Annotated in this window: 13 protein-coding genes; 9 read left to right on the top strand and 4 right to left on the bottom strand. The window is 65.9% G+C overall.

Features of this window, described 5'->3' with window-relative positions; all coding sequences use genetic code 11:
- The first annotated feature begins 169 nt into the window (after window positions 1–169).
- The 6 genes from ACQR1L_RS25580 to ACQR1L_RS25555 all read left to right on the top strand — a co-directional run bounded on the left by ACQR1L_RS25580 (window position 170) and on the right by ACQR1L_RS25555 (window position 6,421).
- The gene (locus ACQR1L_RS25580; protein ID WP_434860684.1) at window positions 170–2,734 is read left to right on the top strand and encodes an ATP-dependent helicase; all 2,565 of its coding nucleotides are present in this window, start codon (window positions 170–172) and stop codon (window positions 2,732–2,734) included.
- Window positions 2,735–2,850: 116 nt separating this feature from the next.
- On the top strand, window positions 2,851–3,267 hold the full coding sequence (locus ACQR1L_RS25575; RefSeq protein WP_434860683.1) for a hypothetical protein: 417 nt from the start codon (window positions 2,851–2,853) through the stop codon (window positions 3,265–3,267).
- Window positions 3,267–3,935, top strand: coding sequence for an OmpA family protein (locus ACQR1L_RS25570; RefSeq protein WP_434860682.1), 669 nt, complete (start codon window positions 3,267–3,269; stop codon window positions 3,933–3,935). Before ACQR1L_RS25575 ends, ACQR1L_RS25570 begins: the two co-directional genes overlap by 1 nt.
- A gap of 242 nt (window positions 3,936–4,177) precedes the next feature.
- Window positions 4,178–4,729 (top strand): Mpo1-like protein, encoded by a 552-nt coding sequence (locus ACQR1L_RS25565; RefSeq protein WP_434860681.1) that lies wholly within the window; start codon window positions 4,178–4,180, stop codon window positions 4,727–4,729.
- A complete protein-coding gene (locus tag ACQR1L_RS25560; RefSeq protein ID WP_434860680.1) occupies window positions 4,730–5,755 on the top strand; it encodes an NAD-dependent epimerase/dehydratase family protein in 1,026 nt (341 codons plus the stop codon).
- 42 nt (window positions 5,756–5,797) lie between these two features.
- Window positions 5,798–6,421 (top strand): methyltransferase family protein, encoded by a 624-nt coding sequence (locus ACQR1L_RS25555; RefSeq protein ID WP_434860679.1) that lies wholly within the window; start codon window positions 5,798–5,800, stop codon window positions 6,419–6,421.
- A gap of 294 nt (window positions 6,422–6,715) precedes the next feature.
- Here the strand turns inward: ACQR1L_RS25555 and ACQR1L_RS25550 are convergent, their stop codons facing one another.
- A complete protein-coding gene (locus ACQR1L_RS25550; RefSeq protein ID WP_434860678.1) occupies window positions 6,716–7,750 on the bottom strand; it encodes an alpha/beta fold hydrolase in 1,035 nt (344 codons plus the stop codon).
- A 118-nt stretch (window positions 7,751–7,868) separates the two neighbouring features.
- A complete protein-coding gene (locus ACQR1L_RS25545) occupies window positions 7,869–8,606 on the bottom strand; it encodes a hypothetical protein (RefSeq protein ID WP_434860677.1) in 738 nt (245 codons plus the stop codon).
- Window positions 8,607–8,894: 288 nt separating this feature from the next.
- On the opposite strand from ACQR1L_RS25545, the gene ACQR1L_RS25540 reads away from it, so the two are divergent.
- Window positions 8,895–9,815, top strand: a complete 921-nt coding sequence (locus tag ACQR1L_RS25540) for an ABC transporter ATP-binding protein (RefSeq protein WP_434860676.1) — start codon at window positions 8,895–8,897, stop codon at window positions 9,813–9,815.
- Window positions 9,812–10,573 carry an ABC transporter permease gene (locus ACQR1L_RS25535; RefSeq protein ID WP_434860675.1) on the top strand — a complete coding sequence of 254 codons (762 nt, stop codon included), beginning with the start codon at window positions 9,812–9,814 and terminating at the stop codon, window positions 10,571–10,573. Before ACQR1L_RS25540 ends, ACQR1L_RS25535 begins: the two co-directional genes overlap by 4 nt.
- Here ACQR1L_RS25535 and ACQR1L_RS25530 read toward each other — a convergent pair.
- Window positions 10,563–10,952, bottom strand: a complete 390-nt coding sequence (locus ACQR1L_RS25530; RefSeq protein WP_434860674.1) for a hypothetical protein — start codon at window positions 10,950–10,952, stop codon at window positions 10,563–10,565. The genes ACQR1L_RS25535 and ACQR1L_RS25530 overlap by 11 nt on opposite strands.
- A gap of 321 nt (window positions 10,953–11,273) precedes the next feature.
- Here ACQR1L_RS25530 and ACQR1L_RS25525 point away from each other — a divergent pair, with 321 nt between their 5' ends.
- The gene (locus ACQR1L_RS25525) at window positions 11,274–12,089 is read left to right on the top strand and encodes a L,D-transpeptidase (RefSeq protein WP_434860673.1); all 816 of its coding nucleotides are present in this window, start codon (window positions 11,274–11,276) and stop codon (window positions 12,087–12,089) included.
- A 78-nt stretch (window positions 12,090–12,167) separates the two neighbouring features.
- On the opposite strand, the gene ACQR1L_RS25520 is transcribed toward ACQR1L_RS25525, so the two are convergent.
- Entirely contained in the window at window positions 12,168–13,193 is a 1,026-nt protein-coding gene (locus ACQR1L_RS25520; protein ID WP_434860672.1) for an ABC transporter permease, read from the bottom strand.
- Window positions 13,194–13,197 lie beyond the last annotated feature (4 nt).

Here is a 13,197-nt window from a genome sequence, read left to right as displayed (position 1 = left end):
AACCAATTTCGCGCGAGCCGGGCATACTGCCTCGGTCTGCCCCGATTTAGGGCTGTAAAACGCCGACCACGGCCCCATATGACCGTCAATCCCTGCTATGAGGGCTCCTTCCTGCACACCCCTTGATGCCGGCGTATGATGCCGTCAAAGGGACGAGACTGATTCGCTGATGACAGAGCCCAATCGCGTGAGCCGATTTCCTGCGCCTGACCACCAGCCCGCCCCGGGCGGCATCGCCGCGCGCGCACGCGCTGCCGCCAGCGGCGGCGCGCGTTATCTCGCGGGCCTCAATCCGGAGCAGCGCGACGCGGTCGAGACGCTCGACGGTCCGGTGCTGGTGCTGGCCGGCGCGGGCACCGGCAAGACCCGCGTGCTCACCACGCGCATTGCGCACATCCTCAGCATGGGCCGCGCGCGTCCCGGCGAGATCCTGTCGGTGACGTTCACCAACAAGGCCGCGCGCGAGATGAAGACGCGCCTCGCCGAAATGCTCGGACAGGCGGTCGAGGGCATGCCCTGGCTCGGCACCTTCCACTCCATCGCCGGCCGCATCCTGCGCAGCCATGCCGAGCTGGTGCAGCTGAAGTCCAACTTCACCGTGCTGGATGTCGACGACCAGATCCGGCTGCTCAAGCAGCTGCTGCAGGCCGAGAACATCGACGACAAGCGCTGGCCGGCGCGCATGCTCGCCAATCTGATCGACGGCTGGAAGAACCGCGGCCTGGCGCCGGCCCAGGTGCCATCGGGCGAAGCCGCGGTGTTCGCCAACGGCAAGGGCGGCAAGCTGTATGCAAGCTATCAGGAGCGGCTGAAGATCCTCAACGCCGCCGATTTCGGCGATCTGCTGCTCGAGAACATCCGGCTGTTCCGCGAGAACCCGGACGTGCTGCGGCAGTATCAGAGCCGCTTCAAGTTCATCCTGGTCGACGAGTATCAGGACACCAACGTCGCGCAATATCTGTGGCTGCGGCTGCTGTCGCAGGCGCCGTCTTCCGCTGGCTCGTCATTGCCGGGCTCGACCCGGCAATCCATCACGTCTTCGGAAGAAGATGGATCACCGGGTCTCGACACTGCGCGTCGGCCCGGTGATGACCACCGAAGCGTTGCAGCTTCCGGCGCTCCCCCCAAGAACATCTGCTGCGTCGGTGATGACGACCAGTCGATCTATGGCTGGCGCGGCGCCGAGGTCGACAACATCCTGCGCTTCGAGCACGATTTTCCAGGGGCCAAGGTCATCCGCCTGGAGCGCAACTACCGCTCGACGGGCCACATTCTCGCGGCTGCCTCGCATCTGATCACGCATAACGAAGGCCGCCTCGGCAAGACGCTGCACACCGAGGACGTCGAGGGCGAGAAGGTCACGGTGACCGGCGCCTGGGACTCGGAAGAGGAGGCGCGCGGCATCGGCGAGGAGATCGAGGAGCTGCAGCGCAAGGGCGAGCATCTCAACGACGTCGCGATCCTGGTGCGCGCGTCCTACCAGATGCGTGAGTTCGAAGACCGCTTCGTCACGCTCGGCCTGCCCTATCGCGTCATCGGCGGCCCCCGCTTCTACGAGCGCGCCGAGATCCGCGATGCGCTCGCTTACTTGCGCGTCATCAACTCTCCGGCCGACGATCTCGCCTTCGAGCGCATCGTCAACGTGCCGAAGCGCGGGCTCGGCGATGCCACCGTGCAGATGCTGCACGACCACGCCCGCAAGCGCCGCATTCCGTTGTTCGAGGCCGCGCGGGCGGTGGTCGAGACCGACGAGTTGAAGCCGAAGGCGCGCGGTTCGCTGCGCGGACTTCTGCTGCAGTTCGAGCGCTGGCGCGCCCAGCGCGAGGTGACGCCACATACCGAGCTCGCCGAGATCGTGCTCGACGAGAGCGGCTACACCGAGATGTGGCAGAAGGACCGCTCGGCCGATGCGGCCGGCCGCCTCGACAATTTGAAAGAGCTCGTCCGCTCGATGGAGGAGTTCGAGAACCTGCACGGCTTCCTCGAGCACATCTCGCTGGTGATGGATCGCGAGGGCGCGGCCGACGAGGAAGCGGTGTCGCTGATGACCCTGCACTCGGCCAAAGGCCTGGAATTCGACAACGTGTTTCTGCCCGGCTGGGAGGAAGGCCTGTTCCCGAGCCAGCGTACCCTGGACGAGCAGGGCCGCGCCGGCCTCGAGGAGGAGCGCCGCCTCGCGCATGTCGGCCTGACGCGGGCGCGGCGCCGCGCGAAAATCTATTTCGCGACCAACCGTCGCATCCACGGCACCTGGACCACGACCATCCCGTCGCGCTTCCTCGACGAACTGCCGGCGGCCAGCGTCGAAATCACGGAATCCAAGGGCGGCTCGGGATGGGGCGGCGCCGGCGGCTATGGCCCGTCGCGGTTCGACAATGTCGAGTCGTTCGGCTCGAGCTATTCGACTCCCGGCTGGCAGCGCGCCCAGGCGCGCCGCCCCGGCGCAGCACGCGGTGGGTCGGAGGGCGGCTTCAGCGAGGCGCAATCGCCGTTCGGCGGGCATGACCCGTTCGGCGGCAGCTTTGGCCGCAACAAGCGCGGGCCGATGACGATCGAGGGCGAGCTGGTGGCGAAATCCACCGGCACCACGTCGGAATTCGCACTCGATGACCGCGTGTTTCACCAGAAGTTCGGCTATGGCCACGTCATCAAGATCGATGGCAACAAGCTGACCATCGCCTTCGACAAGGCCGGCGAGAAGCACGTCGTCGACAGCTTCGTGCAGAAGGCGTGACAAGGGGGCCGCGTGCACTGTGGCGCGCGCGGCAAAAACCTCACCCGCAACCGAACTTCACACTTCGCCTTGGTTAGGCCTTGACCGTGGCAGCTCGCGTCGTATGAGATGCGTGCATGGTCCGGGGATACAATCTTTTCGTTGTTGCAGTCGCGCTGTGTTTACCGTCGCTTTCGGCGGCGCAGACGATGAGCTTTGGCGACTCGGCGGGGCTGATCGCGTCGAGCTGCGGCGCCGACATCACCGCCAATTGTCGCGGCGTCAATCTCGATTCCAATCGCCTCAAGGAATGCCTGTCGCGCAACCAGGACGTCGTGTCCCCGCAATGCAAGGCCACCTATTTCAAGGCGTTCGAGGCGATCCAGAAGCGCATTTCTGCGCGGGTCACCGTCGCCAATGCCTGCCAGCGTGAGATCGTCAAGCTGTGCGGCGGCTCCACCAAGGAAACCAGCAAGTCGATCCCGTGCCTGGTGACGGCGAGCGGTGTCAGTCCGCGCTGCCAACAGGCCATGGGCGAGGCGGGGTATCGCTGATGCGGCGCACCGCGACATCACTGCTGCTTGGGACGATGGCCGCGATGCTGCTCACCGCGGGCACGGCGCGCGCGCAGGAGGTGACGCGCGACGACATCGTGCGCCAGCTCAACCGCTTTGAGACCGCGCCGACGCTGGATCTGCCGGCGCTGAAGCAGCAGACGCAGGAACGCTCCAAGATCCGCAGCCGCACCGAGCCACCGCCGCAGAAGCGGACGCCGATCGCGCCGGAGCTGATGACGCTTCCCGCCTTCAACGTCGACATCCAGTTCGACGTGGATACGCCGATCGTGCGGCCGGAATCCTACCAGACCGTCGGGCGGATCGCCGACGCCATGGTGCACTCCGACCTGCTACCCTACACCTTCCTGATCGTCGGGCACATCGAAGCCAACGGGAAGCGTGAGTCCAACGTCATCCTGAGCCAGCGCCGCGCCGACGCGATCCGCGACATCCTGGCCAATACCTTCAAGATCTCGGTGAAGCGCCTTCAGTCGGTCGGCCTCGGCGAGGAGCAGCTGCTCGATCCGTCCAAGCCGACCGCCCCAGTCAACCAGCAGATCCAGATCATCACGGTCGCGAAAGCCGTCGAAGAAGCGGCACCGCCGCCCGCTCCTGCCCCGGCCGCCCCGGCCAAGCAGACCGCACCCCGCAAGCACCGCAATTGATGCAGGGGAGGCTTGCGTCCTTCCGATGAACCGGGAGCCGCGCGGCCGCGACAGCCTTATGAACGACGTCCAGCGGTGCGCTCTCACCGGCGGACGCGAATGGAACCCGTTCGCAAGCTGCGCGGCCCCATGCGCAGGCGGGCAAGATTGCCGGTTTGTCCATGCAGCCGCTTGATGGTATAGCCCCGTCTTTACGGCCGCCGATTGAGCGGTCGTCGATCTCATCGACGAGCGAGCCTGTCATGAATGCCATGTTCCGACGCCAGATGATCGACTACGTCGAATATCATCGCGATCCGCGCAACGGCATGATGCATGTGCTCGGAATCATCCTGCTTTTCCTCGGCGCGGTGCTGCCGCTGAGCTTGTGGCATTTCGACGCGTTCGGCGTCCGGGTCGGCCTCGGCGCCGTCCTCGTGCTGCCGGTCCTGGTCTATTGGCTGCTGCTCGATGCCGCGCTCGGAGCAGGCATCCTCGCCTTTGCGGTGCTGTTCCTTGCTGCGGCCATGATGATTACAGATCACGTCCATGGTTTGGCCCTGTGGGCCCTGTTTGCCGCGCTCATCATCTTCGGCTTCGTCTCGCAGGCGGTCGGCCACAAGCTGTTCGAGCGCAATAATCCGTCTCTGCTGGATCATCCGGCGCATCTCTTTCTCGGACCGATGTTCGTGATGGCGAAATTGTACATGGCGCTGGGCTTCCGGCCCTCGGTGGCCGATCTCATCGCGCCGGACTGGTCGCAGGATCGGCTCGCATCGGACCGGCTTCAAGGTGATCAACGCTCGCGTCCCTAAATGAAAGTCCTCGTCACCGGCGGCAGCGGTTTCATCGGACATCACCTGGTCGCCGCACTGGCGGCGCGGGGCGCCGAGGTGCGTGTGCTCGACGTGCGCAGCCCGACGCATCTGGTCGCCGAGGCGGAGTACATCGAGGGCTCGGTGCTCGACTCCGCGACCGTCGGCAAGGCGATGGCCGGCGTCGATCAGGTCTATCATCTGGCGGGGCTGCCGGGCATGTGGATGCCGGACCGCGAGGATTTCTATCGCGTCAACTGCCTCGGCACGGAAACGGTGCTGGCGGCCGCGCGCAGCGCGCGGGTGCGCCGGTTCCTGCACTGCTCGACCGAATCCATCCTGTTCGACTATCCCGGCTCGATCGGTGCCGCGTCGGCGCCGGCGGCGCCGCCGGCCGAGGCGATGCCGGGCGCCTATACCCGCTCCAAGGCGCTGGCCGAGGCCCGCGCCATGGCGGCGGCGGCAGAGGGCTTTCCGGTCGTCGTGGGCACACCGACCATGCCGATCGGTCCGCATGACAGCAACCTGACACCGCCCTCGGCGATGCTGCGGCACTTCCTCGACAGCAAGGTCCAGCTCTATCTCGATTTCATCGTCAATCTGGTCGACGTGCGCGACGTCGCGGCCGGTCTGATCCTGGCGATGGAGCGCGGCAAGCTCGGCGAGCGCTACGTGTTCGGCGGCGAGAGCCTGCGCCTCAGCCAGATCCTGGAGCTGATGGCGGTGATCAGCGGCCGCAAGCATGTGGCGATCGCTGTGCCCGGCGGCTTCGCCGAACTGTCCGCGGGCATGCTGGAGTTCATCTCCGACCGCCTGACCAAGCGCTGCCCCTCGGGCACCGCGGAAGGCGTGCGGATTGCCCGCTCGGCCTCGGATCTGTCGATCGACAAGGCCAAGCGCGAGCTCGGCTATGCGCCCCGCCCGATCGAGCCGACCCTGCGCGAGACCATCGACTTCCTGCTCGGCACCGAGCAGGGCAAGCGGCTCGACGAGAAACAACACCCTTTCCGCACCGCGGCAGAATAGCTAAGAGCGGTCCGTCCCTTCGTTCATAACGGTTCCAGAGTCATGTCCGCTGATGCCAGCCCCGTCTCATCGTTTGCGTTCAGCGGATGGACCACCACCTGGCCCACCTCCCTGCTCGCAATCATCTGGCTGATCTGGCTGGCCAGCTGGGTCGGGGCCTCGTTGTGGTCCGGGCAGACCCGCAAGCACGTCTCCGTCGTCAAGACCAGCCGCTATCACGCGCTGATCGTGCTCGGCGGTATCCTGTTCACGCCGTGGACCTCGCGCCTCCTCGGCGAGACGCCGTTCTGGCGCCCCGGCGAGACCGGCGTGTACCTGCTGACCGTCGTGACCCTGGCCGGCATCGCCTTCACCTGGTGGGCGCGCATCCATCTCGGCCGGTTCTGGTCGAACGCGATCACGCACAAGGAAGGCCACAAGGTGATCGACACCGGTCCCTACGGCATGGTGCGCCACCCGATCTATACCGGCCTGATCCTCGGCATGATCGCCACGGGCATCGCGGTGGGCACGGTGACCGCCGTGCTCGGCGCCATCCTGATCTCGCTCGGCATGGCCTGGAAGGCCAAGATGGAAGAGGTGTTCCTGGCCCAGGAGCTGGGACCGGATTACGTCACCTACAGCCGTCGCGTGCCGATGATCATCCCGTTCCTGCCGGCGGGCTGAGTTCGCGGCGGGGCCCAGAGATCAATGCGATTTCGTGGAAACGCATCATAATCTCATCGCCAGCGTGCCTATCACCAAGATCGGCGCCGCGATCTCAAACACCCTCCTCTGGAGGGGGAGGGTCGATCGCGCGCGAAGCGGGCGAGCGGGTGGGGTGAAGCTGCGGACACCGGTGCAGGCGGAGAGATCACCCCACCCCGGCTCACATTACGCTGCGCTCCATGTGAGCCGACCCTCCCCCTCCAGGGGAGGGTGACAGCGGGGCTGACCGCCTATCCCTACTATGAACTAAGACTAGCGCCGGACGGCGGCTTCCGCCGGCGGTGACGGCTGGTTGGCGGCCTGCGGCAGCAGATGGCGCGGCAGGATGATGCGCTGGCCGGGCACCAGCGGCTGGGCAGCAAGCCCGCGATTGGACTGCTGGAGCGCCCACAGCGGGATGCGATTATTGGCGGCGATCTGATCGAGCGTCTCGCCCGGCCGCACCGCCACAGCGGTGCCGCTGTCCCACAGCTCCACCGAGGTCTTGGGCGGCACCAAGTAGCGCAGCGGCACCGGGTCGGCGTCGGCGGTGGCCGACGTCTGCGACAGCTGGCTGATCATCGCCACCAGCTGGGCATGCACATCCTCCATCTTGTCGATGTTGATGTGCGTGACCTCGTCATGGTCCTTCATGTCGAAGCTGGCGTAATGGCCGCGAAAGCCCGGTTCCGGCTTGACGTCGCCGCCGCCGAGAATGTTGTCGGACAGGAACAGGTTGATGAAGCGCTGCACGTTCGGCGGCACGCTCTTGGTCGCATGCGCGGGGTCGACCGTGACGACCAGCGCCACCGGGATGTTCTGCTCCTGCAGCGAGATCGCGATGCGGACACCGCACAGCCCGCCCATCGAATGGCCGATCAGCACGATCGGCGCCTGCTCCTCGCGGTACTTCTTGGCCACCTGCAGCGCGATCAGGTCGCACAGCGTGAATTCATAGACGCTGGCCCAGAAGCCGGCCTTCTCGATCTTTTCGGCCAGACGGTCCATGCCGGTCGAGAACAGCGGGCCGAGCGCGCCGCGAAACAGATAGACCCGCGGCGGCGGTAGCGTCTGGACCGGCTCGGCCGGACGTTCCGGCGCGGCGGCGGGACGGATAGCGGCTTGGGTGGGCGCCGTCGCAGTCTTGGCGGACTTGCTGGGGCTGGTCGCGGTGACCGCTCCCGCCTTGGCAGTCGCCGGCGCAGTCGTCACGACGAGCCCCGCAACCAGCAGTCCGGAGAGTCCGCGCCAAGCCACAGCCTGGGCTGTGTCGCGGAAACCTCTCGCGATTCGCGCCAAACGGGTCATTCGCGCTCCCGGGAAAGCTCAAAGCTCGGATCAGGCAGGACCATGTCCCCCCTGCCATACCGCTTGTCGTCGCCGAATGGGAGCATTTTGGGGCGCGTCATGCGCCCCCACCGGGTGACTACCGGTATCCGGTGGCGCTGGCGGCGCGCTGCGGAGCCGCCATGCGGGTCGGCGGGCCGGCCGGCTGCCGCCCCTTGCCGCCGAACACCACCGAATCGATCGCGCCGATCACCTTCTGCTGCATGATCTGGTTCTTCTCGATCGTGATGTGGCCGACGCCCGGAACCGCAGTCCCGACGTCGACATTCTCGAGCTTGCCGTGGAAGCCGTCGTCGCGGCGGACCGGCTCGCCGTTACCGTTGGCGATGTAGAAGTTGATGTAGCGCTCGGCATTGCCGCCGACGAGCTTGGTCTTGAACACCGAATCGAGGCCGATCGCGAGCTTCACGGGGACGCCGAGCTGGCCGAGCTTGTTGATCATGTCCGGCAGCGCCGTCGCGCCCGAGGAATGGCCGACCAGGATGATGGTCTTGATCCGGCCGGCGCGGTAAGCGGCGGCCGCCTCGTCGGCCAGCGACGACCACGACACGAAATTGGCGACCGTGTTCGGGATGCCCTGCGAATCGAGCTTCGCGGCGATGTCGTCGAGCCCGAGCGAGAAGATGTTGAGCACGCCGCGCAGCAGATAGACGTGGGTCGTGCTGGCTGTAGCCGCGGCTGCCGGGGCTGGCGCCGCGCGGACCGTGCCGATCCCCAGCGGCAGCACCAGCGCCACGGCCAGGGCGGCCATGCCCAGCCAGCGCGCCGGGAGGCTGCGGCTGATGATCGAATGAATGGTGCTGGCTCGTGGCGTCATCGGGCCTTCTCCGCGGCGGAAATGTCGAGACGGCGCGAACCGTACCCAAGATGCTCGCGGACGCAACATGGTGCGACATCGCGGGCAGAGTTCCTCACACGGACGTGGCTGCACGGCAACACTCGGCTGAGATCGTCACGGAAAAGCCCAACAAGCGACACGATCGGCGGGGGCCTTGTCGATTGCGGGATTGCCCACCCGTTCCTATCTGTGCGCTTCGCTCGCCGCGCGGCCGTTTCCGCACGGGCCCCTCCCCGCCTCGACTCACCAGGCACGAATCTCCCCGCAATGGCCCCCGTCATTTCCGTTTCCGGCCTGTCGAAAACCTATCCGTCCGGCTTCACCTCGCTGAACAACGTCAATCTCGCAATCGAACGCGGCGAGATCTTCGCGCTGCTCGGCCCCAACGGCGCCGGCAAGACGACGCTGATCAGCATCATCTGCGGCATCGTCAATGCCTCCACGGGCAAGGTCGCGGTGGGCGGGCATGACATCAACGGAGCTTATCGCGCCGCACGGTCGCTGATCGGTCTGGTGCCGCAGGAGCTGCACACCGATTCGTTCGAGAGCGTCTGGGCCACCGTCAGCTTCAGCCGCGGCCTGTTCGGCAAGCCGAAGAACCCGGCCCTGATCGAGAAGATCCTGAAAGACCTGTCGCTGTGGGACAAGAAGGACGCCAAGATCATCACCCTGTCCGGCGGCATGAAGCGCCGCGTGATGATCGCGAAGGCGCTGTCGCACGAGCCGCAGGTGCTGTTCCTGGACGAGCCGACCGCAGGCGTCGACGTCGAGCTGCGCAAGGGCATGTGGGACGTCGTGCGTGAACTCAAAGCGGCAGGCGTCACCATCATCCTGACCACGCACTACATCGAAGAGGCCGAGGAGATGGCCGACCGGGTCGGCGTCATCAACAAGGGCGAGATCATCCTGGTCGAGGACAAGGCCAAGCTGATGGCCAAGCTCGGCCGCAAGCGGCTGAGCCTGCATCTGCAGCAGCGGATCGAGGCTGTCCCGGAGACGCTCGCGCCCTATCACCTCGCGCTGTCGGATGACGGCTGGCGCCTCTCCTACGACTACGACACCAAGGGCGAACGCACCGGCATCACCAGCCTGCTCGGCGATCTCCGCACCGCCGGCATCCGCTTCGTCGATCTTGAGACCAAGCAATCGTCCCTGGAGGACATCTTCGTGAGCCTGGTGCAGCAATGAACTTCCGAGCCGTCGCGGCAATCTACCAGTTCGAAATGGCGCGCACCTGGCGCACGATCTTTCAGAGCATCGTCTCGCCGGTGGTCTCGACGTCGCTGTATTTCGTCGTGTTTGGCGCGGCGATCGGCTCGCGCATCAGCCAGGTCGAGGGCGTCAGCTACGGCACCTTCATCGTGCCCGGTCTGATCATGCTGTCGGTGCTGACGCAGAGCATCTCGAACGCCTCGTTCGGGATCTACTTTCCCAAATTCATCGGCACGATCTACGAGATCCTGTCGGCACCGATCTCGCATTTCGAAATCGTGCTGGGCTATGTCGGGGCGGCCGCGACCAAATCGATCCTTCTCGGCCTGATCATCCTCGCCACGGCGGCGCTGTTCGTGCCGCTGCACATTCAGCATCCGATCTGGATGCTGTCGTTCCTCGTTCTCACTGCCGTCACTTTCAGCCTGTTCGGCTTCATCATCGGCATCTGGGCCGACGGCTTCGAGAAGCTGCAGATGATTCCGATGCTGGTGGTGACGCCGCTGACGTTTCTCGGCGGCAGCTTCTACTCCGTCGACATGCTGCCGCCCGCCTGGCACGCGGTCGCGCTGTTGAACCCCGTCGTCTATCTGATCTCGGGCTTCCGCTGGAGCTTCTACGAGATCGCCGACGTCCGGGTCGAGATCAGCGTCGCCATGACGCTGGTGTTTCTCGCGATCTGCCTGGCCGTCGTCATGTGGATCTTCAAGACCGGCTACCGGCTCAAGCGCTGAGCCGGCCGCAGGGAATGCTACGCAGGGATCCGCGATAGCAGTGGAAGTGGCCCATGCCGTCGCGATAGCCGCGGCAGCGATAATGCCGGTGATAATAAGGCCGATGCGGGATGCCGAGCACGCCCTCCACGGCGCCGACGGCCCCGCCGACGCCGGCGCCCACGGCGCCTCCCACCACGCCCCCGACCGGTCCGGCGATGCGGTTGCCTTCGTAGGCGCCTTCATGGGCACCGCGAATGATGCCCTGGGCGTGAGCAAATTGCGGCAGCGCCAGCCAGGCGAGCGCCAGGACGAGCAGAGCGAGGGCGGCAAGCAGATAGGTCAGCCGTTGCGGCGCGCGGTCGTCGAGCACCGCGGTCTTGGCTTTCATCGTCAGCATTTTCAATCCTGGGAACCGCATAAGGGAATCCATGAAACGCGGATGCGGCCAAAAAGTTGCGCGCCCGTGGTGAACCGCCGCGATTAGAGGACTACTAAACAGGGGCTGCCGGTTCGCTGACCGGTCGCGAAAATGTCAGCTCCGATGAACGGCGCCGAGCCTATGCCTCGTCGGCGTCCGCCATTAAGGTTGAGGCGGCCCGCGGCTGGAACAATGCTGGGTTTTCCGACATAGTGTGCGCTGGCGAAATGAACCGCGGCGATGTCGAGATTCAGGAGACGTCCAGTCGAACGTCCAGAGGCCCGGAGGCCAGAGGGTTAGATGCGTACCACTTTACTTGCACTTGCCGGCCTGATGCTGCTGTCCGGCACACCGGCACTGGCGAAGATCGACATCACCGTCGACAAGAACAACCAGATCATGACCGTCGCGGTCGACGGCGTCGAACGCTACCGCTGGCCGGTGTCGAGCGGCATTCCCTCGCGCGAGACCCCGAACGGCACCTTCCGGGCGTTCCGCATGGAAGCCGACCATTATTCGAAGGAATTCGACGACGCGCCGATGCCGAACTCGATCTTCTTCACCAAGGCCGGCCACGCCATTCACGGCACCGACTCCGAAGGCCGGCTCGGCACGCCCGCCTCGCATGGCTGCGTCCGGCTGTCGAAGGCCAACGCCGCAACGCTCTATGCGCTTGTACAGAAGGACGGCGTCCTCAACACGACGGTGACCCTGACCGGGTCGGCCGAAGTCGCGATGGCGCGCAATCCGCGCCGCGGCACCGCCGTCGCCCGGCGCGACGTCCAGCCGCAGCAATATGACGACAATGGCGAGCCGGTGGTGCTGACGCCGCAACCGCAGCTGTTGCCAGGACGGCAGCAGGCCGCCGCGCCGCAGCCGCGCCCGGATGATGGCTACATCTATCCGGCCGACGGCAGCGACAATGGCGTACGCTATCCGGCGCCGCGCGGCACCAGCCGCCAAGTCTATGGCGCGCAGGTCTATGGCGCGCAGACCTATCCGCAGCAGCAGCCGCAGTATTACTACGACAACGGCAATCCGAGCTACGCGCAGCCGCGCTACTACCAGCCGCGTCAGTACTATCAGCCGCGTGGCTACTACACCTATCAGGACTGACCCTGTTCGGTTCTCGACCTGATCCCTGCAGCCGGATGCGACACCGTCGCCTCCGGCTGCAGTCTGTTTGAGGCCTGCTCACTCGGCGCTGGCGCGCTCGAGCGTGGCCGGCGCGGCATCAGCACTCGCCTGCCCGCGCGCGGCCGGTGCCCGCTTGCGACGCTGCACCAGATATTGGTCGGCGAGCACGCCGATCAGGATCACCGTGCCCATCACGGCGAAGTTCAGCGAGCTCGGAATGCCCAGCAGGTTGACCAGGTTCTGCAGCACCTGCAGCAGGATGGTGCCGAGCACGACGCCGATGATCGAGCCCTCGCCGCCGCGCAGCGAGCAGCCGCCGAGCACGGCCGCGGCGATGGCATAGAGCTCGTAGAACGAGCCGTGCACCGCCGGAGAGATCGAGCGGGTGTACATTGCGATCAGCACCGCGGCGAGCGCGGTCAGGCCACCGCAGATCACATAGGCTGCGATGGTGACGCGGTCCGAGCGGATGCCGGAATAGCGCGCCGCCTCCTCGTTCTTGCCGACCGCGTAGAAGTAGCGGCCATAGACCGAGCGGTGCAGAACCACCCAGGCGATGCCGGCGACGATCACCAGCGCCACGACGCTATGCGGCAGCGGGAAGCCGAGCACGTTGGTGCGGCCGGCGGCCAGCCATTCCAGGGTCGGAAAGCTCGCGCCATAGCCGAAGCCGGCAGTGGCGTCCTCGGTGTAATAGCGCGCGGCGCCACGGTAGATCAGCAGCCCGCACAGGGTCACGACGAAGGGCTGGATCCGCATCTTGGTGACCAGCGTGCCGTGGATCATGCCGATCGCCAGGCCGCCGGCGAGGATGATCAGCAGCGCGGCGATCCAGTCGATGTCGCGGTTGACGATCAGGTCGATGAACAGCACGCCGAGCAGCGCGATCACCGATCCCACCGCGAGCTCGATGCCGCCGACGATGATGACGAAGGCCTCCGCGATCGAGAAAATGCCGAACATGCCGACCTGGTTGGCGGTGTTGGAGAGATTGCCGACCAGCAGGAAGCGGGGATTGATGAAGGCCACGACGGCGCCGACCACCAAGATCAGGACCAGCAGGCTGAGATCTTTCTTCTGCACGGAC

The sequence above is a fragment of the Bradyrhizobium sp. HKCCYLR20261 genome (assembly GCF_051168435.1).
GTDB lineage: Bacteria > Pseudomonadota > Alphaproteobacteria > Rhizobiales > Xanthobacteraceae > Bradyrhizobium.
This window is presented reverse-complemented; position numbering and strand designations above follow the sequence as displayed.

What these genes read in the sequence shown, in the direction of transcription:
- ACQR1L_RS25530 (WP_434860674.1), bottom strand. Translation starts at nt 10,952, where the DNA reads ATGCTGACGATGAAAGCCAAGACCGCGGTGCTCGACGACCGCGCGCCG.
- ACQR1L_RS25575 (WP_434860683.1), top strand. Translation starts at nt 2,851, where the DNA reads ATGGTCCGGGGATACAATCTTTTCGTTGTTGCAGTCGCGCTGTGTTTA.
- ACQR1L_RS25570 (WP_434860682.1), top strand. Translation starts at nt 3,267, where the DNA reads ATGCGGCGCACCGCGACATCACTGCTGCTTGGGACGATGGCCGCGATG.
- ACQR1L_RS25580 (WP_434860684.1), top strand. Translation starts at nt 170, where the DNA reads ATGACAGAGCCCAATCGCGTGAGCCGATTTCCTGCGCCTGACCACCAG.
- ACQR1L_RS25555 (WP_434860679.1), top strand. Translation starts at nt 5,798, where the DNA reads ATGTCCGCTGATGCCAGCCCCGTCTCATCGTTTGCGTTCAGCGGATGG.
- ACQR1L_RS25560 (WP_434860680.1), top strand. Translation starts at nt 4,730, where the DNA reads ATGAAAGTCCTCGTCACCGGCGGCAGCGGTTTCATCGGACATCACCTG.
- ACQR1L_RS25525 (WP_434860673.1), top strand. Translation starts at nt 11,274, where the DNA reads ATGCGTACCACTTTACTTGCACTTGCCGGCCTGATGCTGCTGTCCGGC.
- ACQR1L_RS25540 (WP_434860676.1), top strand. Translation starts at nt 8,895, where the DNA reads ATGGCCCCCGTCATTTCCGTTTCCGGCCTGTCGAAAACCTATCCGTCC.
- ACQR1L_RS25565 (WP_434860681.1), top strand. Translation starts at nt 4,178, where the DNA reads ATGAATGCCATGTTCCGACGCCAGATGATCGACTACGTCGAATATCAT.
- ACQR1L_RS25535 (WP_434860675.1), top strand. Translation starts at nt 9,812, where the DNA reads ATGAACTTCCGAGCCGTCGCGGCAATCTACCAGTTCGAAATGGCGCGC.
- ACQR1L_RS25550 (WP_434860678.1), bottom strand. Translation starts at nt 7,750, where the DNA reads ATGACCCGTTTGGCGCGAATCGCGAGAGGTTTCCGCGACACAGCCCAG.
- ACQR1L_RS25545 (WP_434860677.1), bottom strand. Translation starts at nt 8,606, where the DNA reads ATGACGCCACGAGCCAGCACCATTCATTCGATCATCAGCCGCAGCCTC.